Genomic DNA, 25,690 nt, shown 5'->3' with positions numbered 1-25,690 from the left:
GGTAGTAAGAGCAATCTTAGTTGGAGTAGAAATAATAAAAGAAAAAAAAGAGTATGATTTCTTCTCTAATGGGGAGATGGGAATAGCTAATACAACAACAAGTTCAGCTATATTATACGCTTTAACAAAAGAGGATATAGAAAAAGTTGTAGGTTGTGGTGCAGGACTTTCAGATGAGGGATTGAGAAGAAAAAAAGATATAATAAAAGGTGCATGTGTGAAATATGATTTGTTTAATAAGGAGCCAATAGAAGTTTTAAGATGCGTTGGTGGACTTGATATAGCATGTATGGTTGGACTTTACTTAGGTGCAGCATTAGAAAGAAAGCCTATGCTAATAGATGGTTTTATATCAGCAGTAGCAGCATTAGTTGCAACTAGAATAGAACCAAAGGTAAAAGATTATCTAATAGGAACTCATATGAGTGAAGAACCAGGAATGAAAGTCGTTATGACAGCACTAGATTTAAAAACATTTTTACATATGGAGATGCGTTTAGGAGAAGGAACTGGAGCAGTTTTGGCGTATCCTATTTTGAAAGCAGCAGTAGAAATTCCTAAAATAATGAAAACAAAAGATGAGGTTTATGAAATATTTCAATAAAGTAATAAGGGGTGATTATTTTGGAAAAAAACCAAATGCAAGGACACCGAAAGAGATTACGAGAGAAGTATTTAAAAGTTGGATATAAAGGGTTAGAAGATTATGAAATTTTAGAGCTACTGTTAACTTATTCAATAAAATTAAAAGATTGTAAAGGTATTGCAAAGAATTTATTGTCAAAATTTAAAAGCATAGATAAAGTGATAAATGCTGAATTAAATGATTTAAAAGAAATTGAAGGTATTGGTGCAGAGACAGCTTTATATTTAAAAGTAATTGGTGAGACTATGTCTAATCACTATTTCAAAAATGTGAAAAATGCTGATTTAACAACTTTAAAAGGCAAAAATGATTTAGTAAATTATTTGAAAGACGATGTAGGTACTTTGAAAAGTGAAGAGTTTAAAGTGATTTACCTAAGTAGTGATAATAAGATTGTATGTGATGAGATTTTATTTAAGGGAACAATTGATAGAAGTGTAGTTTATCCCAGAAAGATAATGGAAAGAGCAATTGATAATAGAGCTAAAGGAATAATATTTGCTCATAACCATCCAAGTGGAAATTTAACTCCATCTAAAAAAGATATTGAATTAACATTAGAAATGCAAGAGTTACTAGAAAAGGTAGATATAAAATTATTAGACCATATTATTGTTAGTGATGAGTCTTATTTTAGTTTTTATGAAAATGGACTAATTGAATATTATTAAAAAGTTTAGCCCTCTTACGTTGATTAAGAGGGTCTTTTAGTAAGGAGGAAAAATGTTAGACAAAATAATTATAAAAGGTGCTAGAGAACATAATCTTAAAAATTTTGATATAGAAATTCCAAAGTATAAATTTGTTGTTGTAACAGGAGTAAGTGGAAGTGGAAAGTCATCACTAGCATTTGATACTATTTATTCAGAAGGGCAAAGAAGATATGTAGAAAGTTTATCGGCTTATGCAAGACAATTCATTGGACAAATGAAAAAGCCAGAGGTAGATAGCATAGAAGGGTTAGCGCCGGCTATTTCAATTGAACAAAAAACAACAAATAAAAATCCAAGATCAACAGTAGGGACAGTAACAGAGATATATGATTATATGAGATTATTATTTGCACATATAGGTAAAGCACATTGTCCAATATGTGGAAAATTAGTAGAGAGACAAAGTGTTGATGAAATTGTAGAAAATGTATATGAAAAATTCAATAATGGCGACAGACTAATGATTTTAAGTCCTGTTATTAAAGATAAAAAAGGCACACACAAAAATCTATTTTTAAATCTTGTAAAAAAGGGATTTGTAAGAGCAAGAGTTAATGGTGAAATTCTTTATATTGAAGAGGAGATAAACTTAGATAAAAACAAAAAGCATAATATTGAAGTTGTTGTAGATAGAATTGTTGTAGATAAGGAAGATGAGGAGTTTAAATCAAGATTAACTCAAAGTATAGAGCAGGGTATAGAATTATCAGAAGGAAAAATAATAATAAACTGGGGAGAGGGAGAACAATTATATAGTGAAAATTTTTCATGTCCAGATCATGAAAATGTAAGTATTCCAGATTTAAATCCGAGACTATTCTCTTTTAATGCTCCTTTTGGAGCTTGTCCTGAATGCAAAGGAATAGGGAAAAAATTAGAAATTGATGAAAGTAGACTAATAGAAGATGAAAATTTATCAATATTAAAAGGTGGATTATATATTCCAGGAGCAGCATCAGCTAAAAAGGGTTATACATGGACAATATTTGAGTCTATGGCAAAAAAATATAAAATTGATTTAGATAAACCAGTAAAAGATTTAACTAAAAAAGAGATGGATATAATTTTTTATGGAACTGATGGAGAGAAATTTAGAGTGGACTATACATCAAAAGAGTTTAGTTTTCATGGAGAAAAGGATTTTGAAGGAATTATAAAGAATTTAGAAAGAAGATATAATGAATCGTTTTCAGAGAGTTCTAGAGAAGAGATAGAAAATAGATTTATGATAGAAAGAATATGTAAGGTGTGTAATGGAAAAAGATTAAAGCCAGAAGTTTTAGCTGTAACTGTTTATAATAAAAATATAATTGAGATAACAGAACTAAGTATAAAAGATGCTTTAAATTTTTTCGAAAATATAGAGTTAACAGAAAAAGAGAAACAAATAGCAGCAGAGATTTTAAAAGAGATAAAAGAAAGAATATCGTTTATGATAAATGTGGGATTAGATTATTTGAGTTTAGCTAGAGAAACAAAAACATTATCTGGAGGAGAGTCTCAAAGGATTAGATTGGCAACTCAAATTGGATCAGGATTAACAGGTGTATTGTATGTTTTAGATGAACCAAGTATTGGATTGCATCAAAGAGATAATGACAAGCTTTTAGCTACCTTGAATAGATTGAAAGAGTTAGGAAATACACTTATCGTTGTTGAGCATGATGAGGATACAATGCATCAAGCTGATTATATTTTAGATATGGGACCAGGAGCAGGAGTGTTCGGTGGTGAAATTGTAGCTGCAGGGACACCAGAAGAAGTTATGAATAATGAGATTTCAATGACTGGTAGATATTTGAAAGGCGAAATAGGCATAGCTATACCTGAAAAGAGAAGAGAACCAAAAGGATATATAACTTTAAAAGGAGCAAAAGGAAATAATTTAAAGAATGTAGATGTAGATATACCTTTAGGTATTTTAACTGTTGTAACAGGGGTAAGTGGAAGTGGAAAATCAACACTAATAAATCAGACTCTTTATCCAATTTTATTTAATAAATTAAATAAAGGGAAACTTTATCCATTAGAATATTCTTCTATTGAAGGACTAGAAAATTTAGATAAAGTTATAGATATAGATCAAAGTCCTATTGGAAGAACACCAAGATCAAATCCAGCTACATATACAAAGGTATTTGATGATATTAGAGATATTTTTTCCCAAACAAAAGATGCAAAAGCTAAAGGGTACTCAAAAGGGCGTTTTTCTTTTAATGTAAAAGGTGGAAGATGTGAAGCGTGTCAAGGTGCAGGGATAATAAAAATAGAAATGAATTTTTTACCTGATGTTTACGTTGAATGTGAGGTATGTAGAGGAAAAAGATATAATAGAGAAACACTGGAAGTTTATTACAAAGGGAAAAATATTTCAGATGTATTAGATATGAGTGTGGGAGAAGCATATGATTTCTTTAAAACAATACCAACATTGGAAAGAAAATTAAAGGTATTAGTAGATGTAGGATTGGATTATATAAAATTAGGTCAACCTGCTACAACGCTATCTGGAGGAGAAGCTCAAAGAATAAAATTAGCAAGTGAATTGTCTAAAGTGTCAAAAGGAAAAACTGTATATATTTTAGATGAACCAACAACAGGATTACATTTTGAAGATATAAGAAAACTTTTAGAAGTAATTAATAGATTGGTAGAAAAAGGTAATACAGTTATAATTATAGAGCATAATTTAGATGTAATAAAAAATGCTGATTACATAATCGATATAGGACCAGAAGGTGGAGATGGAGGAGGAAAAGTTATTTTAACAGGAACTCCAGAAAAAATAGCCTCTTCTAAAAAAGGTTATACAAGCAAGTACTTAAAAAAAGCATTAAAAGGAGAGAGATAAGATAATGTTTGAATACTTAAATGGAGTAATAAAAATAAAAAAACCAGAATATTTAGCAGTGGATGTAAATGGGATAGGATATAGAGTTTATATAACTTTAAAAACTTATGATCAAGTACAAGTTGGAGAGAAAAGAGAGTTATATATATATAATGTGATAAAAGAAGATGCATTTAAATTAGTAGGATTTTTACAAGAGAGAGAAAGAGTTCTTTTTGAGATGTTAATAGGAATTAGTGGAATAGGTTTATCATTGGCACTTTCGATAATGTCAACATTTTCAATAGATAACATTAGAGAGATTGTTTTAACAGAAGACTTTAAAACATTAAAAAGAGTTCCAAAATTGGGAGAAAAAAAATCAAAGCAGATAATTATAGATTTAAATAATAAGATTAAAACATTAAACTTAATGTCTATGGAAGACCCATCAGGAGATATGTTAAATAATGCTATTGAAGAAGAGCTATACATGGCATTAGACTCTTTAGGATACAGTAAAAAGGAAATAGATTCTATGATAAGTAAAGATGAGTTAAATAGTTATTCTACTTTAGAAGAAGCAATTAAGGGAGTTTTAAAAAAAATTCAATTAAGGGGATGATTTTATGAGAAAAATCTATGTTCTAGATACCAATGTTTTAATACATGACCATCGTAGTATTTATAGTTTTGAAGATAATGAAGTTGTTGTTCCTATATATGTAATAGAGGAGATAGATAATTTAAAAAGAAATAGTACGACAGCAATACAAGCTCGTTTAGCAGCTAGAGAGCTTGATACCATAAGAAAGAAAGGGTGTATTGCAAAAGGGGTAGAGCTAGAGAAAAAGATTTTTTTCAGAGTAGAGATAGAAAGTGACTTAAATTTATTACCACCAGTATTAAAAAAAGACTCAATGGATAATATGATAATAGCAACAACTCTCGGAATTAAAAATAAAAATCCAGATATGAAGGTAATATTGATAACTAAAGATATAAATATGAGAATTAAAGCAGATTCTTTAGGATTAGAAGTTCAAGATTATGAAACAGATAGAACGGATTATACAACATTATATGATGGTTATGAAGAAATAGAAGTTTCAAGAGATGTGTATAATAAATTTGATAAGTCTGGAAAAATAAATGTTTGGGAGTTAGGAGAAGAGTATCATTTTACAGAAAATATGTTTATTAAATTTAGATGTGGAGAAGATAAGACTTTTGGAAGATATATAGGTGGAAAAATTAGAAGAAATTTAGAAGGACAAATATCAGCTTGGGGTGCAAGGGCTAGAAACGATGAGCAAGAATACGCAATGGAGCTTTTAATGGATGAAAATATAAAAGTTGTAACATTGGTAGGAAGAGCCGGAACTGGAAAAACTTTGTTAGCAATAGCAGCGGGTTTAGAGCAAGTTGTTGAAAGAGGTAAATATAAAAGATTACTTATAGCTCGACCAATAATACCAATGGGAAAAGATTTAGGATATCTACCTGGAAGTGAAGAAGAGAAGTTAAGACCGTGGATGCAACCTATATATGACAATATAGATTATTTAGCTGGAGAAAAAGGTGAAAAAACTGGAGAGAAAGTAATTTTAGGGCTTCAAACTATGGGACTTTTAAAGATAGAAGCTCTTACCTATATAAGAGGAAGAAGTATTCCTAATGGATATATAATAATAGATGAAGCACAAAATTTAACTCCTCTTGAAGTAAAAACGATAATAACAAGAGCAGGTGAAAATACAAAGATAGTGTTAACAGGAGACCCTGATCAAATAGATAGTCCATACTTAGATTCAGATACGAATGGACTTACATATCTATCAGAAAAATTAAAAAATGAAAGTATAGTAGGACATGTTACTTTGAAAAAAGGTGAACGTTCAGCATTAGCTGAGTTAGCAGCAAAACTTCTATAATTTTTTCTTTTATTTTATCAATATATATATTATAATAATGTATAAGATAAAAGACGAAATTTGGGAGGAGTAAAGTTATGGAGACACTTTTAACACTGTTTTTATTTATTTTTGCTGTAGCTTTAATAATATTAGTTCTTGTTCAACCAGATAGAAGCCATGGTATGTCAGGTAGCATGGGAATGGGAGGTTCAAATACAGTATTTGGAGTTTCAAAAGATGGAGGACCACTAGCCAGAGCAACTGAAGTAGTAGCATTTTTATTCATACTTTCAGCACTTCTTCTGTATCTAGTAAAATAGTTAAAAGAGTTAAAGGCGTGTTGGGGTACACAATACGCTTTTTTATTTTAAAAAATAGGTTGTGATTGAATGCAAAGTATATTTGGTGGAAATTTTGAAGATGCAAAACCTCTATCTACTCGTTTAAGACCTCAGAAGTTTGTGGATTTTAAAGGGCAAGAAAAACTTCTAGGAAAAAATGGTGTTCTTAGAAAAATAATAGAGGGTAAATCTTTATCTAATATGATTTTATATGGACCATCAGGCTCTGGAAAAAGTTCATTAGGTGAAATAATCTCTAAAGAGTTAAACTATAATTTTGAGACTTTAAATGCAACGGTGGCAAGTTTAAATGATTTAAGAGAGATTGTAGAAAAAGCTAAAAGAAATTTAGAGTTATATGGAAAAAGAACAATTTTATTTTTAGATGAAATTCATAGATTTAATAAAACTCAACAAGATGCGTTGTTGTCTTATACAGAATCAGGAATATTAATTTTAGTTGGAGCTACTACTGAAAATCCTTATCATAGTCTAAATAATGCACTATTATCAAGGTGTTTAATCTTTGAATTTAAACCCTTAACAAGAGATAATATAAGAGAGATTTTAATAAAAGGTGAAAATTTATTAAATTTACAACTTCCTGAAGAGATTAGAGATGTTATTTTAGATATCTCTCAAGGAGATAGTAGAGTAGCTTTAAATTACTTAGAATTATATAAAAATAGTTGTATGGGATACTCTAAAGAAGAGATAATAGATATCTTCAGAGAAAGAAAAGCCTCTTATCATAAAGAAGAGGATAAATATAATATAATTTCAGCTATGATAAAAAGTATAAGAGGAAGTGATCCAGACTCAGCAGTATATTGGTTAGCAAGACTTCTTCATGGTGGAGAGGATCCACGATATATAGCAAGAAGAATATTTATTCATGCAAGTGAAGATATTGGTATGGCTAATCCAGAAGCTATGTTAATAGCAAATAGTGCTATGAATGCAAGTGAAAAAATAGGAATGCCAGAAATAAGGATAATTTTATCTCAGGCAGTTATTTATTTAGCAATATCAACAAAAAGCAATTCAAGCTATATGGCAATAGATAAAGCTTTAAAAGATATAGAGGATGGAGACTTAGAACCGGTTCCAATACATATAGGGACTGGAGCGGTAGGATATAAATATCCACATAGTTATGAAAATAATTTTGTGGAGCAAAAATATAGAGCAAATAGAAAAAAATACTATATTCCAGGAAATAACAGAAATGAAAAACTAATTGAAGAAAAATTAGATAAATTATGGAAATTAAAATAATTGAGGTGATAAAATGAAGCTAATTAAAGCGGTTAGAGGAACTAAAGATATATTTGGAGATGAAGGAATAAAGTATGACTATATAACAAGAACAGCTCAAGAGTTTTTTGGAAATTATGGATACTCAATGATAAAAACTCCTATATTTGAAGAAACAGATCTTTTTAAAAGAGGAGTAGGAGAGGGAACAGATATTGTTGAAAAAGAGATGTACACTTTCCAAGATAGAGGAGAGAGAAGCATTACTTTAAGACCAGAGGGAACAGCAGCTGTTGTAAGATGTTATTTAGAAAATAAGATATATGCAAAAGAGGAAGTTTCAAGATATTTTTATGCAGGTTCTATGTTTAGATATGAAAGACCTCAAGCAGGAAGACAAAGAGAATTCAATCAAATAGGTGTAGAAGTTTTAGGTGAAAGCTCACCAATATTAGATGCAGAAGTAATTGCTATGGGATATTCATTTTTAAGTAAAATAGGAGTTACTGATTTAGAAGTAACTATAAATTCTGTAGGAGAAAAAGAAAGCAGACAGAGATATAGAGAAACTCTTTTAAACTTTTTAGAACCAATGAGAGAAGAACTTTGTGATGATTGTAAAATGAGAATGGAGAAAAATCCACTTAGAGTTTTAGATTGTAAAGTAGATAGATGTAAAGAGTTAACAGCTAACGCACCAATTATAACAGACTCTTTATCAGCAGAGGAAAAAGCACACTATGAAACAGTAAAAAAATATTTAACACTATTTAATGTAAAGTATAAAGAAGATCCAAGATTAGTTAGAGGGTTAGATTATTACTCAAGTACAGTTTATGAGATTGTGACAAATAAATTAGGATCACAAGGAACTGTTTTAGGTGGTGGAAGATATGATAATCTTTTAAAACAACTTGGGGATAAAGAGATACCTGCATTTGGATTTGCAGCAGGAGTTGAAAGAATTATGATGCTTTTAGGAGAAGATTTTCCTAAAAGAGAGTTAGATGTATATATAGCTTGGTTAGGTGAATCTACTATGGATTCTGCATTTAAAATAGCTAATGATTTAAGACTTTCTGGAAAATCTGTTGTAATAGATTATGCTTCAAAAGGGATGAAAGCTCATATGAAAAAAGCTGATAAAGTTGGAGCAAAAAATGTTATTATAATAGGAGAAGATGAAATGAATAAAGGTATTGTTATGCTAAAAGATTTCATCAATAGAACTCAAGAAGAAGTAAGTATAGAAAATATAAAAAATATATTAAAATAATAGAAGGAGAAAAGCGATGACGTATTATAGAACTCATAACTTAGGGGAATTAAGAGCTTCAAATATTGGTGAAACAGTTACTTTATCTGGATGGGTTGATACAAAAAGAGACTTAGGTGGATTAACATTTATCGATTTAAGAGATAGAGAGGGAAAAACACAAATAGTTTTTCATACAGATGTAGCAGAAGTTTCAGTTGTAGAAAGAGCACAAAAATTAAAAAATGAATCAGTTATAAAAGTTGTAGGAGTTGTAAAAGAAAGACAAAGTAAAAATGCTAATATACCTACTGGAGATATCGAGGTATTTGTAACAGATTTAGAAGTTTTAAATAACTGTGATGTTTTACCATTCCAAATATCTGGAGATGAAAATTTAAGTGAAAATATAAGATTAAAATATAGATATTTAGATTTAAGAAGATCTCAAATGACTAGAAATCTAAAAATGAGACATAAAATGATTATGTCAATAAGAAATTATATGGATGAGAAAGGATTCTTAGACGTAGATACTCCAATTTTAACAAAGTCAACACCAGAAGGAGCAAGAGACTTCTTAGTTCCAAGTAGAATTAATCCAGGAGATTTCTATGCTTTACCACAATCACCTCAATTATTTAAGCAACTATTAATGATTTCAGGAGTAGAAAAGTACTTCCAAATTGCTAAATGTTTTAGAGATGAAGATTTAAGAGCTGACAGACAACCTGAGTTTACTCAATTAGATATCGAGATGTCTTTCATAGAACAAAAAGATATTATGAACGAGATAGAAGGATTAGCTAAAAGAGTATTTAAAAATGTAACAGGAGAATCAGCTGATTATGAATTCCCAAGAATGCCTTATGCAGAAGCGATGGAAAGATTTGGTTCAGATAAACCTGATACAAGATTTGCTGTTGAATTAAAAGATTTAACAGATATAATGGCAACTTGTGGATTCAAAGGTTTTAAAAGTGCAGTGGAAGCTGGTGGAATCGTTAAAGCAGTTGTAGCTCCAGGAGTTGCGGAGCAATTCTCAAGAAAAATTTTAACTGAATATGAGGATTATGCAAAAACATATTTTGGTGCAAAAGGAATGGCTTGGATAAAGTTAACAGAAGAGGGAGTTAATTCGCCAATAGCTAAGTTCTTTACTGAAGAAGAGATGAATGCAATCATAGCTAGAACTGAAGCAAAAGTTGGAGATGTAATAATGATTGTGGCAGATAGAGCAAAAGTTGTGTATGGAGCTTTAGGTGCTGTAAGATTAAAATTAGGAAAAGAGCTAGGATTAATCAACAATGATGAATTTAAATTCTTATGGGTAGTAGATTTCCCTATGTTCGAATATGATGAAGAGGAGCAAAGATATAAGGCTCAACATCACCCATTCACTTCAATAAAAGCTGAAGATATGCAGTTATTCTTAGATGGAGAAATGGATGAAGTTAGAACTAATTCATACGACTTAGTATTAAATGGATCTGAAATTGGTGGAGGATCAATAAGAATATTTAATCCTGAAATTCAAAGCAAAGTATTTGAAAAGTTAGGTTTATCTAAAGAGGAAGCACAAGAGAAGTTTGGATTCTTTGTGGATGCATTTAAATATGGAGCACCACCACATGGAGGATTAGCTTTTGGTATTGATAGATGGTTAATGGTAATGTTAAAAGAGCAATCAATAAGAGATGTAATCCCATTCCCTAAAACAAATAAAGGTCAATGTTTAATGACAGAAGCACCAAGTAAAGTTGATGATAAGCAATTAGAAGAGCTTTATTTAGATTCAACATATAATTCAGAAATAGTTTAGTTATAAAAAATATACTATTCATAAGGATTTTTTAATTGAAAAAATAATATAGAAGTGATATAATTGTCTTAAGAATAAATATTTCTGGTCTACTCGCTATTATCTGGAGGTTTTGGGCCTAAGGTCGCTATTGGGATTGGCGCTGTTATTTATAGTTCAGAAAAGTCACGGAAACCCTTGTTTCACGGACCCTGTGTATAGATAATATCTGGTTACCACTTATAAGAAATGGCGACCAAAACCGTAAGGAAGGCGGTAGACTGGAGTTATTCTTTTTAGGACTTTCGAGTCCTTTTTTTTATTTCACGATGAAAGGAGAATAAATGTTAACTATTGAAAAACAAATAGAAATAATTTTATTAGAAACAGTAAATAATCTTTATCCAGATAAAGAATTAAAACCAATAGAGATAACTGTAGCAACAAATGAAAAATTTGGAGATTTTCAATCAAATTTTGCTATGATGAATTCTAAAATAATTGGTGGTAATCCGAGAGCTATTGCTGAGAATGTTGTAAATAACATAGTTGAAAATAGTGTAATTGATAAAATAGAGATTGCAGGACCAGGATTTTTAAATATATTTTTAAAAGATTCATATTTAGGAGATTTAGTTAAAAAGATTTCAAAAGAGGGTTATGAATTTAAGGGACTTAATACAGAAGGAGATGTAATAATAGATTACTCTTCACCAAATATAGCAAAGAGAATGCATATTGGTCACTTAAGATCAACTATAATCGGAGATTCAATTAAAAGAATGTATAAGTATCTAGGTTATAATGTTGTGGCAGATAATCATATTGGAGATTGGGGAACTCAATTTGGAAAACTAATAATAGGATATAGAAACTGGCTTAATCAAGAAGCTTATAAAGAAAATGCTATTGAGGAATTAGAAAGAGTTTATGTTGAGTTTACAAAACAGAGTGAGGAAAATCCAGAACTTGAAGATCAAGCTAGAGAAGAATTAAAGAAGCTTCAAGATGGAGATGAGGAAAATTATAGATTATGGCAAGAGTTTATAAAAGTTTCTCTAGATGAGTATGCAAAGCTATACAATAGAATGGGTATAAATTTTGATACATATTATGGCGAATCTTTTTATCATAATTTAATGCCAGGAGTAGTTGAAGAGTTAGAAAATAAGAAAATAGCAGTTGAAGATCAAGGTGCAAAAGTTGTATTTTTCCCAGAGGAAGAGAAGCTACACCCTTGTATTGTTCAAAAGAAAGATGGAGCATTTTTATATGCAACTTCAGATATAGCAACTGTTAAATTCAGATTAGCTAATTATAATGTAAATAAATTAATATATGTAACGGATGAGAGACAGCAGGATCACTTTAGACAATTCTTTAGAATTACAGATATGTTAGGATGGAATGTTGAAAAGCAACATGTTTGGTTTGGAATAATGAGATTTGCTGATGGAGTATTCTCTACTAGAAAAGGAAATGTAATTAGATTAGAGGAACTTTTAGATGAAGGTAAGAGAAGAGCTTATGAAATTGTAAATGAAAAAAATCCAGAATTATCAGAAGAAGAAAAAGATAATATAGCAGAAGTTGTAGGAACTGGAGCTATAAAATATGCTGATTTATCACAAAATAGACAAACAGCAGTTATTTTTGAATGGGATAAAATTCTAAGCTTTGAAGGAAATACAGCTCCATATTTACAATATTCTTATGCGAGAATTAAATCTATCTTAAGAAGAGCAAAAGAGCAAAATAAAGATATTAAAGAGGATATTACAATAAAGTTTGTTGATAAAACAGAAAGAACTTTAGCTCACCATTTAACACAGTTCCCAGGAGTTATATTAAAAGCTGCAGATAGTTGTAGACCAAATTTAATAGCTGATTATTTATTTGAATTATCAAAAAAATTCAATAGTTTCTACAATGCGTGTCCAATATTAAATCAAGAGGATGAAACTTTATATTCAAGATTGTTATTAGCTGAAAGAACAGCAGCTGTATTGAAAGAAGGATTGAATCTTTTAGGAATAAATACATTAGAGAGAATGTAAAATTAAAACCAGTGTGAGAGCACTGGTTTTTTTATAAAAAAGAATAAGAAAAAAACTAAGTATAACAAGTTTAGATAATAAGAATTTGTAATACGAGGTGGAAGAATGGAGTGGATTTATCTTTTTTATAATGTTACTGTGGAGGTTTTTTATAAAGTTGGTGTTTTTGTATCGATATCTTTATTATTAATTAGTTTAATAGATTATAAGTTTAATGGAATAATAATAAAACTATTAGAAAAAGATAAGAAGAATCAAGTTTATTTTTCAGCGTTATTAGGGTTAATTCCAGGTTGTGGAGGCGCAATAGTTGTGGTTCCAATGTATATTTTAGGAAAAGTGACTTTTGGTAGCTTGGTTGCAGCTTTTATAACAACAATGGGAGATGCTGCCTTTATTTTAATTGTAGGAGATATAACTACATACTTTAAAGTATTGATAATAAGTGGAATAACAGGATTAATTTGTGGTTTATTTATAGATTATTTTAAAATTGGTGAAAATATAGTTATAAATAAAAATAAACAAATGGAAAAAGGGATGGAGTATGTAAATGAAGAGAGTGGACATAAACACCATAAACATATAGCACATAAAAAAGGGGATATAGTTGATAAAGTTTTACATAGAAGAACAGATTTTAAATATGTATACTTAATAACTCATAATATATGGTATAAAATATTTTGGTTTTTAGTAATAGTTTCTTTTCCGTTTGCATTAGAACATCTATTAGATGCTCATACGCATGAAAATCATTTTATAATTGAGTATATGAATATAAGTGGTAGTATAGGAACAATTTTATGTATTTTATATACTTTACTAAGTAGAAAAGGAATACAGGGTAGTAATTTTGATAAAACTGAAAGTAAATTAGGGTCAGTAAAAGAAACGTTGATACATACAGCAGAAGAAGTGGCATTTTTAGTGAGTTGGGTTTTTGTGGCATTTTTTGGATATGAACTATTGTTAAAATATATAGGGGGAACTGATGGTTTAAAGTTATTTTTAGAAAATAAAGGTTTTTTAGTAGTAATAGGTGCAGTTTTAATTGGATTAATACCAGGGTGTGGACCTCAAATATTATTAGCAGCCATATATATATCAGGTGGAATTCCATTTTCAGCTTTGGTAGCTAATGCAATATGTAATGATGGGGATGCATTATTTCCATTACTAGCCTTAAGTAAAAAATCAGCTTTATTAGTTACTTTATATAATGTAATTCCAGCTCTGCTAGTTGGAGGTTTTTTATATTTATTAGAAACTTAAAACAGATGGCCTATGACCATCTGTTTTAATATTTTTTAAATTTCATCTAAAAAATCATCTAATGAAACTAAAGGCTCTAAAAGCTCTAAATAGTTTTTATTTGTAGTAGTTGTTACTCGATTAATTTTTATAAGCTCCTTATCTGCTAAAATAGAGGCATTTTCATTTATCTCATTTAGAGAATAATCTTGAAAAAGAGTCTGTAAATCAATTGTTGTTAAGATTTTCTTTTGTAATTCTTTTGTGCTTCCATTAGCCATACATCCAAGAGTTATAATCTCTTTTTCTTCAAAAATATCACCTTGAGAATGAAAATTTAGAAGTTCTCTAAAAATTTTGTCTTGCAGTAATTTGTTCATAAAAATCATCTCCTAATATATTATTTTTTAAAATAATTTTTAAGTAAATTATCTAAAAGTGGATTAACACCTAAAAACTCTAAGTATTTGTCATATTCTTTTCTTTTTTCTTCTAATTTTTCTTTTGAAGGAGAACCTAAAATAGCTTTAATTAGAATATTTTTAGGAGTATGCTCCATATCTATAAATTCCATAACCTTTGTATTATAACCACAAAGTTCTAAAGAAAGAGCTCTTAGTGCATCTGTAGCTAAAGAACTAAATCTTTCTTGTAAAATACCATGATTTCCAAAAGGTGATAAAACTCCATTTAATTGTGTTGTAGAAGATTTGTCTATTTTTTGATTTATTTCTGACTGACAGCAAGGAACAGCTAAAATAGCTTTAGCACCTAATTCTAATCCTTTAAGGATTGAGTAGTCAGTAGCATTATTACAAGCATGTAATGAGAATATTAAATCAACATCTTTAAAAATATCAAAGTCTTTAATATCTCCTTTTAAAAATTGAAGATTATTAAAGTTCAAATCTTTAGCAATAGTATTACAATGATTAATAACATCCTCTTTCAAGTCTAGACCTATAACATCAATATCTAAATTTTTAATGTTTTTTAAATAATGATACAAAGCAAAAGTTAAGTATGATTTACCACATCCGAAATCAATTATCTTCATTGAATTACCAACAAGTTTTTTTTCTTGTAACTCTTTTAATGTATCCTCAATAAATTCTAAATATCTATTTATTTGTCTAAATTTATTAAATTTTTCTTTACTAACTTTTCCGGCTTCAGACATAACTCCAAGTCTAATTAAGAATGGAATGGGTGTATTATCTTGTAAGATATAATTTTTTTGTTTATTATGAGAAAGCTCTAATGTTTTACTTTCAGTATTTTTTCTTTTTATAGAAAAACCTTTTTTATTTTGTAAAATTTGAATCTCTTGATTAGATGTAACTATTAAAATTTGTTTAAAGGTATCAATAATTTCATCTAAAATTTTAAAACTGTCAATTAAGTTCTCATTTTTATGAAAAGCTTTATTATCCACAAAACTTTCAAATTGTATAAAAAACTCTTCTTTTATTTGAACAGGTTTTAAGTTTATTTTTTTATAAGAACTTTCTTTTGTAGGATTTGAAAAAATCCCTTTTATAAAATTATTATTATTAATACTATCTTTAAAAATATTTAAAATATCATTTTTTAGGTATTTCATATTAAACTCCTTATTTTCAATAATCTATATTATACTCTGTAAGAGAAAAATATTCAAAAAATTTTTGACAAAAATGGTAAATTATGGTATTTTAGAATCATAGATATAGGGGGTATAGGTATATCGATGTAAGGAGATGAAATGATGAAAAAAGAGTATGAGATTGAAAATCTCCACTGTGGAGGTTGTGCATCAAAAATTCAATATGAATTGGATAAATTAGCTGAGTTAGAAGGTGTTAACGTTGATTTTTATACAAAAAAATTGAAGTTTACACTGAAAGAAGAGGTAAATGAAGATGAACTTATTGAAAAATTAAATAAAATTGCAGATAAAGTAGAGCCAGGAACATATTTTAAAAAATTAAAAAATGATGATGTCGAATTAAATGAAATTGAAAATTCTCATGAACATGATCATTCTCATGGCAATGAATTAATTTCAAAAATAGATGTAATTATTTTAACAGTTGGAGTTACACTTTTCGTTGTTGGATTAACATTACCTAAGAGTTTACAAAAAGATATAATTTTAATTATTGCATACGGGTTATCAGGATATGATATCTTATTAAATGCTTTAAAAAATATAAAAAGAGGAAAATTTTTAGATGAGAATTTCTTAATGAGTATAGCTACAGTTGGAGCTTTAGCTTTAGGTGATTTTGGAGAGGCTGCTGGTGTTATGATTTTCTATAAAATAGGAGAATTTTTTCAAGATATGGCAGTTAATAACTCAAAAAAATCTATAGAAAAATTGATGAGTATAAAGCCAGAATTTGCAAATGTAAAAGATAAAAATGGTGTTATAGAAATGATGAATCCTTCAAAAGTAAAAGTGGGAGATATATTAGTTGTAAAACCAGGAGAAAGAGTCCCATTAGATGGTATTATAGTGTCAGGGACAACAACACTAGATAAATCAGCTTTAACAGGAGAGTCAGTTCCTGTAATAGGTGAGGCAGGGAGTGAAATATTAAGCGGATCTATAAATATAAATGGAACTATTGAAGTAAAAGTTACAAAATTATACTCTCAATCAACTGTTAGTAGAATAATAGATATGGTTCAAAGTGCAGGAAGTAAAAAAGCTCACGCTGAAAAATTTATAACAAAATTTGCAAGATATTATACACCGATAGTTGTATTTATGGCTATTTTAATAAGTATTGGAGTACCTGTATTTTATGATGGTAATTTTAAATTATGGTTTAGTAGAGCTCTTATATTTTTAGTAATATCTTGTCCATGTGCATTAGTTTTATCAGTACCTCTTACATTCTTTAGTTCTATTGGAAAAGGATCAAAAGATGGAATATTGATAAAAGGTGGAAATTATTTAGAAAGATTAAAAAATATAGATACAGTTGTATTTGATAAAACAGGGACTTTAACAAAGGGAAGTTTTAAAGTAACAAAGGTTGAAGTTATAAATGGATCAGAAAAACATCTAATGGAGTACGCTAAAGCAGGTGAGTTTTATTCAAATCATCCTATAGGAAAAGCTATATTAAATTATGGAGATGTAGAAGTTTCAGAATGGGATATACAGGGGCATAATGAGAAAGCAGGATACGGAGTTAATGCTCTTTACTCTGGAAAAGAGATTCTAGTAGGAAGTAGAAAATTTTTAGAGAGTCATAATATCAGCGTTGAATTGCCAGAAGCTTTTGGAACAGTAGTTTATGTTGCTGTAGACTCAGAGTTTGTGGGTAGAATTTTTGTAGAAGATGAAATAAAAGAAAACTCTAGAAGAACAATAGATGAATTGAAAGCACAAGGTATTGATGTATATATGTTAACTGGAGATAATAAAAAAACGGGTAAACATATAGGAGAAATATTAGGAATTGATGAAGATAAAGTGTGTACAAATCTTCTTCCTCAAGATAAAGTTAGTAAATTAGAAGAGATAAAAAGTAAAAGTAAAAAAGGAACAATATTTGTAGGCGATGGAATAAACGATGCACCAGTATTGGCAATGGCCGATATAGGAATTTCTATGGGGAAATTAGGAAGTGATATTGCAATAGAAAGTTCAGATATAGTTTTAATGAATGATGATCCTTATAAAATAATAGAAGCTTTACACTTAGGAAAAAGAAATAATCAAGTTGTTTTAGAAAACGTAGGATTTGCTTTAGGTGTAAAAGTAGTAGTTATGATTTTAGGAGTTCTTGGAATTGCAAATCTATGGTTAGCTATTTTTGCAGACGTAGGAGTATCAGTATTAGCTGTTTTAAATGCCTCTAAAATTTTAAGTAAAAAAAATTAAAGAATAAAAAGAGAGTACATATACTCTCTTTTATTTTTTGTGTTATAATATATAAAAAAAGAAAAGGGAGATAGATATGTTTTATTTTGTTTACGGAGACACTCCACTTCCATTAAAATATGAAGAGTTAATGGAAAAAATAAAAAAGTCAAATCCTAATATTCCAATGAAAGTATATGATGCTTCTCAAAGTGAGGAAGATAGCTTTTTAGAAAGTATTTCAATAAACTCTATGTTTGTTCCAAAGGAGTTAGTAGTTTTAAAAAGAGCTGAAAAGAGTAAAAAGCTAGATCAACTATTAAAAATAGTTGGAGAGTATGATCTAACGAAAAAAGAGGTTGTAGTTGTTTATGAAGAAGAGTTAAATGATTACGGTAAAGCAATAAATGAGGTTGGAAAAAAGGTTTTAACAAATGCAGAAAAATTAGGAAAAGTAATTACAGCAAGAAAAGCTTTAGAGAAAAAAGGAATACATTTTTTTATAGAGAAAGAGTTGGAAATATCTGAGTATGAAGCTGAAAAATTAGCGGAGATTTTGGGAGATGATTTCTTTAAGGTAAAAAATGAAGTAGAAAAAATAAAAAATTTCTTAAATGGAAAAACATTTATATTAGAAAAAATTCTACCTATTTTATCAGTAAGTGATGAGTATAATTTAAAAAAATTAGTAGAAGACTTTATGATTGAAGATAATATGGAAGTGTTATTAGATTATTTAAAGAAAAGTAAAGAGTATATGTTATTTTTGTATTTAATTTCAGAAGAGTTAAGTTTAGCTTTAAAATTAGTAGGGTTAAAGAAAAGTGGAGAATTAAGAGAAAATATTTCATATAATGATTTTAAAGGAAATACATATGAAAAATTAAAAAAATATTTTAAGAATAATAGAGGTTATATTAGAGAGTATCCTATTTTTTTAAAATTAAAATACATGTCTTTATTTAATGAACAATTTTTATTAAAAAAACTAGAAAAATTATTAAATGTTGAGTTTTTAATAAAAAATGGTGGAATAGAAGAGAGTATAGGAATAGAAAAGTTTATAATTGATTTTAAAAGAGGATAGTTCTTTAAACTATCCTCTTTTTATATTAAAAAAACTAGAATTAATATTTTCTATAAATTGAGATGGAGTTTTAAATAGTCCAAAGTCACTATAGAAAGATAAAGGATAAGACAAAAAAAGTTCTTTTTTAGCTCGAGTTAAAGCTACATAAAAAAGTCTTTTTTCCTCTTCTAGATTTAGAGCATCACCTATTGAACTTGGAATGATACCTTCTAAAAGAAGAGGAATAAAGACATAATCCCATTCTAATCCTTTAGAACTATGAATAGTTGAAAATGTGAGAGTTGTATTTGTATTATAAAATTTATTTTTAAAAATATTTTCTAAAAATGGATTAGAAGCAATGTTAAATTTAGTATTAGAAGATTCAAAGAATTTGATAAACTCTTCCATATAGATAAAATTTCTAAAAAGAATTCCAATTGTAGCATTTGGATTTAAATCTAAAATATTTTTTACTTTTTCAAAAATAAATGAAATTTCATTAAAATGGTTTTTAAAAATATTTAAGTTAGGTTTTTTTAAGGATGTATCTTTAGTTATAAGTGATTTTCTGAAACAATACTTTAATTTTTTAGAAAATTCATTTGATAAATTTAAAATAGGGTAGGTACTTCGATAATTCTCTTTTAAAATAATAGTTTTAACATTGGAAAATTCATTGGAAAAATTTAGGATATTTTCCATGGAAGTTCCTTTAAAACCATAAATACTTTGATAATCATCTCCTACAACCATGAGATTAGAATTTTTAGCTAGTAATTTTAAAATATCAACTTGTAAATTATCAGTATCTTGATATTCATCAATCATAATATATTGAAAATTGTTAGTAATTAAATTAAGATTTAATAATTTATAAAATTGAAGAAGTAAATCATTAAAAGAATAGAAATTCTCTGTTTTTTTTAATATTTCAAAATTATTAAAAAAATTTATAACTAAAGTTTTTGATTTTTCATCTAGCTTTTTAAAATAGTATTCTTTTAAAAGAGAGGATGATGTTAGAGAGATAATTTTTATTAAAATATCCTTAGAAAATATTTTTAAAAGTTCTTCATAAAGAGAAGTTTTTTTAGCTAAAATTAAAGCATCATCAACAGTAAGAATTTTAAAATATTTATTTTGGCTATATTTTTTTAGATATTTATATGCTAAAGAATGAAAAGTTTCAATACAAATATTTGAATCGGGTAAAAAAGAGTTAATCCTTATTTTTATTTCATTAATAGCTTTTCTGGTAAAAGTTAGAATCAGAATATTTTTAGAAGGAACTTTTAATTCAATTAAAAGAAAAGCTCTGTATATAATGGTTCTTGTTTTTCCAGAACCTGCTCCTGCTATAATTAAAAAATGGCCATTTAAATTTATTACGGCTATTAATTGATCAAAATTCAAATTATTTATTAAAAAATTTTTGAAATTATCAGATAAATCTAAATTTTTTAAAGATATATTTTTTAAATGAGTTTCGTTCATAAAAGTAATCATCTCCCCTACAAAAATAAAGCTTAATAGAATATACCTCAATAAAGTAAAAAAATCTAATAAAAGTAACAAAAAATTGAATAACGAGTCTAAAAAAATAAAATGATCAAAAATTGATGGTTAAAAATTAGAAAAATTATCGAAAAAAAATTTTAAAAAACACTAAAACACAAGTATACTAGCATTATAAAAATAAAAATTCACACAGGAGTGATGTTTATGACACTAATAAATACAATAGAAAAAGTAAGATTAGCACAAAAAGAATATTCTAAATTTACTCAAGAACAAGTTGATGAAATTTTTAGAGAAGCTTCATTAGCTGCAAATAATGCTAGAATAAAATTAGCTAAAATGGCAGTTGAAGAAACTGGAATGGGAATTGTTGAAGATAAAGTTATAAAAAATCACTTTGCTTCAGAATATATATATAATTCATATAAGGATACAAAAACTTGTGGAACAATAGAAATTGACGCAGCTTATGGAGTTGAAAAAATAGCTGAACCAATTGGAGTTATAGCTGGAATCGTTCCAACTACTAACCCAACATCAACAGCAATATTTAAAGCATTATTAGCTTTAAAAACAAGAAATGGAATTATTTTTTCTCCACACCCAAGAGCAAAAAATGCAACAATAGAAGCAGCTAAAATAGTTTTAGAAGCAGCAGTGAAGGCTGGAGCTCCAAAAGATATAATAGGATGGATTGCTGAGCCATCAGTTCAAGCATCTAATGATCTTATGAAAATGGCAGATTTAATATTAGCAACTGGAGGACCAGGAATGGTTAAAGCTGCTTACTCATCAGGAACACCTGCAATTGGAGTAGGAGCTGGAAATACACCAGTAATAATAGATGAAACAGCACACATAAAAATGGCAGTAAACTCAATTTTATTATCAAAAACTTTTGATAATGGAGTTATCTGTGCTTCTGAGCAAGCAGTAATAATTCCAGCTTCAATTTATGATAAAGTAAAAGAGGAATTTACAGCAAGAAATGCTTATATCTTAAAAGGTGACGAAGTAGATAAAGTAAGAAAAACAATAGTAATAGATGGACATTTAAACGGAGATATCGTAGGACAATCAGCTTATAAAATAGCTCAAATGGCTGGAGTAACTGTTCCAGAAAATACAAAAGTTATTATAGGAGAAGTTGAATCAGTTGAGTTAGAAGAAGCATTTTCACACGAGAAATTATCACCAGTATTAGCAATGTACAAAGCTAAGAATTTTGAAGACGCTTTAAAGAAAGCTGATAGATTAATAGAGCTTGGTGGAATGGGACATACATCAGTTTTATATGCAGATGAATTAGTTGCAAAAGATAAAATTGATTTATTTGGAAAAACAATGAAAACAGGAAGAACATTAATTAATATGCCAGCAGCTCAAGGAGCTATCGGAGATGTATTTAACTTTAAACTAGCACCATCATTAACACTTGGATGTGGATCATGGGGAGGAAACGCTGTTTCTGAAAATGTTGGAGTTAAGCATTTAATAAACATAAAGACAGTTGCTAAAAGGAGAGAAAATATGCTATGGTTTAGAATTCCTGAAAGAGTATACTTCAAATTCGGATCTCTTCCAGTGGCTTTAGAAGAATTAAAAGGAAAGAAAAAAGCTGTAATTGTAACAGATCAACAATTAGCTTCTTTAGGATATACAGATCATATAACAACAGTTTTAGAAAATATTGGAGTAGATTTTAGAGTATTCTCAGATGTACAAGCGGATCCAACTTTAAGTGTAGTTGAAAAAGGTGCAGAATTAATGAGAAACTATAATCCAGATGTAATCATAGCTTTAGGTGGTGGTTCAGCAATGGACGCGGCTAAAATTATGTGGGTTATGTATGAGCATCCAAAAGTAAACTTTAAAGATTTAGCTATGACATTTATGGATATCAGAAAAAGAATAGTTAAATTCCCTAAAATGGGAGAAAAAGCAGAGTTCTGGGCAGTTGCAACTTCAGCAGGAACAGGATCAGAAGTAACTCCATTTGCTGTTATAACAGATGATACGACAGGAGTAAAATATCCATTAGCTGACTATGAAATTACACCAAATGTAGCAGTAGTAGATCCTCAATTAATGTTATCAATGCCAGCTGGTTTAACAGCAGCATCAGGAATAGACGTAGTAACTCATGCTATTGAAGCATATGTATCTATAATGGCATCAGAGTTTACTAATCCATTAGCATTAGAGGCAACTAGATTAACATTTAAATATCTTCCTGAATCAGTTAAAGGTGGAGCATTAGCAGTTAAAGCTAAAGAAAAAATGGCAAATGCATCTTGTATGGCTGGAATGGCATTCTCGAATGCATTCTTAGGAATATGTCACTCAATGGCTCATAAATTAGGAGCAGCATTCCACTTACCTCATGGAGTAGCAAATGCATTATTACTTGATGAAGTAATTAGATTTAATGCAACAGATAGACCATTTAAAATGGCAGGATTTGCACAATATAAATATCCACATGCAAAAGAGTGTTATGCAAAATTAGCTGACTACTTAGGATTTACAAAAGGAAATGAAACTCCAGAAGAGAAAGCTAAAATATTAAGAAAGAAAATATCAGAATTAAAAACTGAGATTGGAATAAAATCAACAATAGCAGAATACGGAATTTCAGAGCAGGAGTTCTTATCTAAATTAGATCAAATGGTTGAAGATGCATTTGATGACCAATGTACTGGAGCAAATCCAAGATATCCATTAATGAGTGATTTAAAAGAGATGTACTTAAGAGCTTATTATGGTCCAGAAAAGTACTTAGCTATGCAAAAGAAAAGCGAAGAAAAATCTGAGAAAAAAGCAAAATAAAATTAGCCACCTTAATTAAATTTAGTCATATAGAAAATAAAACCTCCTAAATATTTAGGAGGTTTTATTTATAATTATTTAATTTTTGACCATATTTGTTTAGATCCAATAAAGCCTGATTTATCAAGACTTCCTTTTACTATAAGGGTATTTGGGTCTTTAAAAGAGATAGAACAGTAGTAAGTTTTTCCATTTTCTGGATTATAAATAAACCCATTTTCAAAACGGTCTTTTTCAGGGTTGTATGTGAAATCACTAACGAAATTTATGCCAACTAATGATCTTGTTTTAAGTTTTTCATCAGGATTAGCTAAATCAAGTTTTGTTTTTCCTTCTAACTTATGACCTTTCTCATAAATTGGGATAGTTAACTGTATGATCTTTCCAAAATATCTATTGTCTATTTTTTCAAACTCTACTATGATTTGGTTTCCATTTTTAGCTTTCTCAGTAATCCATTTACCTTGAATATTCTCTTCTTTTGAAAAAGTTAAGGTACTAAATATAAGTGTAATTAATAAAAATATTTTTTTCATTTTATTCCTCCAAAATATTTGTTTTTAATATTATAACAGGTGTAATTAAATAAATCAATACTGAAAAAAAGAACAAAATAAAAATATTTTTTCTTTTTTTAGTAATAATAAAAAAAATTTATTTTTTAAATAGAACATATTCATTAAATAAATTTGATTTGTACGATATAAAAGGTTATATTTTATTAACAATATTAAATTATTGAAAAATAAAATAGAAATGCAGGGGGGAAAAATGAAGAAAAAAATACTTTTATTAAGTACTTTAGCAATTTTTTTAGGAATGAATTTAGAGGCAAGAGCTGACAAGAATACCCTAGTTATAGCTAATGGAGCAGACGCTAAGACATTAGATATACATGCAACAAATGATGCACCATCAGCAAAAGTATCTGGGCAAATATACGATACTTTGGTGAAACAAGATACTAATATGAATATAGTTCCTGGATTAGCTGAAAGTTGGACTCAAGTGGATGATAAGACAACAGAGTTTAAATTGAGAAAAGGTGTAAAATTTCATAATGGAAAAGAATTAACAGCAAACGATGTTAAATTTTCTTTAGATAGAATGAAAGCATCACCTCAAGTATCTCATATAATAAAAGCAGTTGATTCTGTAGAAGTTGTAGATGACTATACTGTAAGAGTAAAAACATCGACTCCTTTTGGTCCACTATTAAGTCATTTATCTCATAATGCATCAGGAATTTTAAATAAAGAAGCTGTAGAAAAAGCTGGTGGGGCTTATGGACAACATCCAGTAGGAACAGGGCCATATAAGTTTGTTGATTGGCAAGCAGGGGATAGAATAACATTGGAAGTTAATCCAGACTATTATTTAGGAAAGGCTCCAACAGATAAGGTTATCTTTAGAAGTATTGTTGAAGGAACAAATAGAACGATAGGATTAGAAACAGGAGAGGTAGATATAGCTTTTGATATTGATCCTGTAGATAAAAATATGGTTAGAGATAATGAAAGATTAGAATTAATTGAGGAACCATCTTTATCTACAACATATTTAGGATTTAATATGGAAAAAGATTCGTTAAAAGATAAAAAAGTAAGACAAGCAATAGCTTATGCTTTAAATACTCAAGATATAGCAGATGCGGTGTATCAAGGATCAGCTCAAACAGCTAATTCGTCAATAGGACCAAAAGTTTTTGGATATAATCCCAATGCAAAAGCATATGAATATAATCCAGAAAAAGCAAAAGAGTTATTAAAAGAAGCTGGATATGATAAAGGATTAAAATTAAAGTTATGGATAAATGATAATCCGATTAGAAGAGATATAGCTGTTATAGCTCAGGATCAATTAAAACAAGTTGGAATTGATGTAACAATAGAAACTCTTGAGTGGGGAGCATTTTTAGATGGAACAGCTAGAGGAGATCATGATTTATATATATTAGGTTGGGTTTCTGTAACAGGAGATGCTGACTATGGATTAGATCCACTATTTAACTCAGCAAATAAAGGTGGAGCAGGTAATAGATCATTCTATTCAAATCCAAAAGTTGACGAGTTATTAGTAAAAGGAAGAAGTAGTGTTAATCCAGAAGAGAGAAAAACTTATTACTATGAAATTCAAGATATAGTACAAGAGGAAGTTCCAGTGTTAACATTAGTTTATCCAACACAAAATGTAGGAGAACAAAAAACTGTACAAGGATTCAAGATGCATCCTGCAGGACACCATAAAGTTTATGGGACTTATAAAACAAAGTAAAATATTTAAATTTTAGAAAGGAAACCTAAATGGTTTCCTTTCTAGTATAAAGCAAATAAAGGGGGCTACAC

Annotated in this window: 19 protein-coding genes; 15 read left to right on the top strand and 4 right to left on the bottom strand. The window is 28.7% G+C overall.

The window, feature by feature from the left end; translation table 11 throughout:
* From Q0V08_RS00835 to Q0V08_RS00785, 11 genes are all read left to right on the top strand, one after another.
* A partial coding sequence (locus Q0V08_RS00835; RefSeq protein WP_297431225.1) for a nicotinate-nucleotide--dimethylbenzimidazole phosphoribosyltransferase occupies positions 1-604 on the top strand: 604 nt, incomplete at its 5' end.
* Positions 605-639: 35 nt separating this feature from the next.
* Positions 640-1,317 carry a DNA repair protein RadC gene (gene radC / locus Q0V08_RS00830; protein WP_297431227.1) on the top strand — a complete coding sequence of 226 codons (678 nt, stop codon included), beginning with the start codon at positions 640-642 and terminating at the stop codon, positions 1,315-1,317.
* A gap of 52 nt (positions 1,318-1,369) precedes the next feature.
* Entirely contained in the window at positions 1,370-4,210 is a 2,841-nt protein-coding gene (uvrA, locus tag Q0V08_RS00825) for an excinuclease ABC subunit UvrA (RefSeq protein ID WP_297431223.1), read from the top strand.
* Between the two features lie 4 nt (positions 4,211-4,214).
* Positions 4,215-4,814 carry a Holliday junction branch migration protein RuvA gene (gene ruvA / locus Q0V08_RS00820; protein WP_297431221.1) on the top strand — a complete coding sequence of 200 codons (600 nt, stop codon included), beginning with the start codon at positions 4,215-4,217 and terminating at the stop codon, positions 4,812-4,814.
* 4 nt (positions 4,815-4,818) lie between these two features.
* Positions 4,819-6,123 carry a PhoH family protein gene (locus Q0V08_RS00815; RefSeq protein WP_297431219.1) on the top strand — a complete coding sequence of 435 codons (1,305 nt, stop codon included), beginning with the start codon at positions 4,819-4,821 and terminating at the stop codon, positions 6,121-6,123.
* Between the two features lie 77 nt (positions 6,124-6,200).
* A complete protein-coding gene (gene secG, locus Q0V08_RS00810) occupies positions 6,201-6,425 on the top strand; it encodes a preprotein translocase subunit SecG (RefSeq protein ID WP_023051568.1) in 225 nt (74 codons plus the stop codon).
* 69 nt (positions 6,426-6,494) lie between these two features.
* The gene (locus Q0V08_RS00805; protein ID WP_297431217.1) at positions 6,495-7,724 is read left to right on the top strand and encodes a replication-associated recombination protein A; all 1,230 of its coding nucleotides are present in this window, start codon (positions 6,495-6,497) and stop codon (positions 7,722-7,724) included.
* A 13-nt stretch (positions 7,725-7,737) separates the two neighbouring features.
* The gene (gene hisS, locus Q0V08_RS00800; protein WP_297431215.1) at positions 7,738-8,979 is read left to right on the top strand and encodes a histidine--tRNA ligase; all 1,242 of its coding nucleotides are present in this window, start codon (positions 7,738-7,740) and stop codon (positions 8,977-8,979) included.
* Between the two features lie 16 nt (positions 8,980-8,995).
* A complete protein-coding gene (aspS, locus tag Q0V08_RS00795; RefSeq protein ID WP_297431213.1) occupies positions 8,996-10,780 on the top strand; it encodes an aspartate--tRNA ligase in 1,785 nt (594 codons plus the stop codon).
* Positions 10,781-11,103: 323 nt separating this feature from the next.
* Positions 11,104-12,816, top strand: coding sequence for an arginine--tRNA ligase (gene argS / locus Q0V08_RS00790; protein WP_297431211.1), 1,713 nt, complete (start codon positions 11,104-11,106; stop codon positions 12,814-12,816).
* 105 nt (positions 12,817-12,921) lie between these two features.
* Complete coding sequence (locus Q0V08_RS00785) at positions 12,922-14,091, top strand: putative manganese transporter (protein WP_297431209.1); 1,170 nt, start codon at positions 12,922-12,924, stop codon at positions 14,089-14,091.
* A 35-nt stretch (positions 14,092-14,126) separates the two neighbouring features.
* Here the strand turns inward: Q0V08_RS00785 and Q0V08_RS00780 are convergent, their stop codons facing one another.
* On the bottom strand, positions 14,127-14,450 hold the full coding sequence (locus Q0V08_RS00780; RefSeq protein ID WP_297431206.1) for a hypothetical protein: 324 nt from the start codon (positions 14,448-14,450) through the stop codon (positions 14,127-14,129).
* Between the two features lie 20 nt (positions 14,451-14,470).
* A complete protein-coding gene (locus Q0V08_RS00775; RefSeq protein WP_297431204.1) occupies positions 14,471-15,673 on the bottom strand; it encodes an SAM-dependent methyltransferase in 1,203 nt (400 codons plus the stop codon).
* Positions 15,674-15,817: 144 nt separating this feature from the next.
* Between Q0V08_RS00775 and Q0V08_RS00770 the strand changes: the two genes are divergently transcribed.
* Both Q0V08_RS00770 and Q0V08_RS00765 read left to right on the top strand, forming a co-directional pair.
* Positions 15,818-17,947 (top strand): heavy metal translocating P-type ATPase, encoded by a 2,130-nt coding sequence (locus Q0V08_RS00770; RefSeq protein ID WP_297431203.1) that lies wholly within the window; start codon positions 15,818-15,820, stop codon positions 17,945-17,947.
* 76 nt (positions 17,948-18,023) lie between these two features.
* Positions 18,024-19,013, top strand: coding sequence for a hypothetical protein (locus tag Q0V08_RS00765; RefSeq protein WP_297431201.1), 990 nt, complete (start codon positions 18,024-18,026; stop codon positions 19,011-19,013).
* Between the two features lie 9 nt (positions 19,014-19,022).
* Here the strand turns inward: Q0V08_RS00765 and Q0V08_RS00760 are convergent, their stop codons facing one another.
* Complete coding sequence (locus Q0V08_RS00760; protein ID WP_297431200.1) at positions 19,023-20,492, bottom strand: ATP-dependent helicase; 1,470 nt, start codon at positions 20,490-20,492, stop codon at positions 19,023-19,025.
* Between the two features lie 228 nt (positions 20,493-20,720).
* Between Q0V08_RS00760 and adhE the strand changes: the two genes are divergently transcribed.
* Positions 20,721-23,345 (top strand): bifunctional acetaldehyde-CoA/alcohol dehydrogenase, encoded by a 2,625-nt coding sequence (adhE, locus tag Q0V08_RS00755; RefSeq protein WP_297431198.1) that lies wholly within the window; start codon positions 20,721-20,723, stop codon positions 23,343-23,345.
* A gap of 74 nt (positions 23,346-23,419) precedes the next feature.
* On the opposite strand, the gene Q0V08_RS00750 is transcribed toward adhE, so the two are convergent.
* Complete coding sequence (locus Q0V08_RS00750; RefSeq protein WP_297431196.1) at positions 23,420-23,881, bottom strand: DUF2147 domain-containing protein; 462 nt, start codon at positions 23,879-23,881, stop codon at positions 23,420-23,422.
* A 235-nt stretch (positions 23,882-24,116) separates the two neighbouring features.
* On the opposite strand from Q0V08_RS00750, the gene Q0V08_RS00745 reads away from it, so the two are divergent.
* Positions 24,117-25,619 (top strand): glutathione ABC transporter substrate-binding protein, encoded by a 1,503-nt coding sequence (locus Q0V08_RS00745; RefSeq protein ID WP_297431194.1) that lies wholly within the window; start codon positions 24,117-24,119, stop codon positions 25,617-25,619.
* Positions 25,620-25,690 lie beyond the last annotated feature (71 nt).

The organism is uncultured Cetobacterium sp. (assembly GCF_947038635.1).
GTDB lineage: Bacteria > Fusobacteriota > Fusobacteriia > Fusobacteriales > Fusobacteriaceae > Cetobacterium_A.
This window is presented reverse-complemented; position numbering and strand designations above follow the sequence as displayed.

Bases quoted from the DNA above. Each gene is read 5' to 3' on its own strand.
- radC (WP_297431227.1), top strand. From the start codon at position 640: ATGCAAGGACACCGAAAGAGATTACGAGAGAAGTATTTAAAAGTTGGA.
- uvrA (WP_297431223.1), top strand. From the start codon at position 1,370: ATGTTAGACAAAATAATTATAAAAGGTGCTAGAGAACATAATCTTAAA.
- ruvA (WP_297431221.1), top strand. From the start codon at position 4,215: ATGTTTGAATACTTAAATGGAGTAATAAAAATAAAAAAACCAGAATAT.
- Q0V08_RS00815 (WP_297431219.1), top strand. From the start codon at position 4,819: ATGAGAAAAATCTATGTTCTAGATACCAATGTTTTAATACATGACCAT.
- secG (WP_023051568.1), top strand. From the start codon at position 6,201: ATGGAGACACTTTTAACACTGTTTTTATTTATTTTTGCTGTAGCTTTA.
- Q0V08_RS00805 (WP_297431217.1), top strand. From the start codon at position 6,495: ATGCAAAGTATATTTGGTGGAAATTTTGAAGATGCAAAACCTCTATCT.
- hisS (WP_297431215.1), top strand. From the start codon at position 7,738: ATGAAGCTAATTAAAGCGGTTAGAGGAACTAAAGATATATTTGGAGAT.
- aspS (WP_297431213.1), top strand. From the start codon at position 8,996: ATGACGTATTATAGAACTCATAACTTAGGGGAATTAAGAGCTTCAAAT.
- argS (WP_297431211.1), top strand. From the start codon at position 11,104: ATGTTAACTATTGAAAAACAAATAGAAATAATTTTATTAGAAACAGTA.
- Q0V08_RS00785 (WP_297431209.1), top strand. From the start codon at position 12,922: ATGGAGTGGATTTATCTTTTTTATAATGTTACTGTGGAGGTTTTTTAT.
- Q0V08_RS00780 (WP_297431206.1), bottom strand. From the start codon at position 14,450: ATGAACAAATTACTGCAAGACAAAATTTTTAGAGAACTTCTAAATTTT.
- Q0V08_RS00775 (WP_297431204.1), bottom strand. From the start codon at position 15,673: ATGAAATACCTAAAAAATGATATTTTAAATATTTTTAAAGATAGTATT.
- Q0V08_RS00770 (WP_297431203.1), top strand. From the start codon at position 15,818: ATGAAAAAAGAGTATGAGATTGAAAATCTCCACTGTGGAGGTTGTGCA.
- Q0V08_RS00765 (WP_297431201.1), top strand. From the start codon at position 18,024: ATGTTTTATTTTGTTTACGGAGACACTCCACTTCCATTAAAATATGAA.
- Q0V08_RS00760 (WP_297431200.1), bottom strand. From the start codon at position 20,492: ATGAACGAAACTCATTTAAAAAATATATCTTTAAAAAATTTAGATTTA.
- adhE (WP_297431198.1), top strand. From the start codon at position 20,721: ATGACACTAATAAATACAATAGAAAAAGTAAGATTAGCACAAAAAGAA.
- Q0V08_RS00750 (WP_297431196.1), bottom strand. From the start codon at position 23,881: ATGAAAAAAATATTTTTATTAATTACACTTATATTTAGTACCTTAACT.
- Q0V08_RS00745 (WP_297431194.1), top strand. From the start codon at position 24,117: ATGAAGAAAAAAATACTTTTATTAAGTACTTTAGCAATTTTTTTAGGA.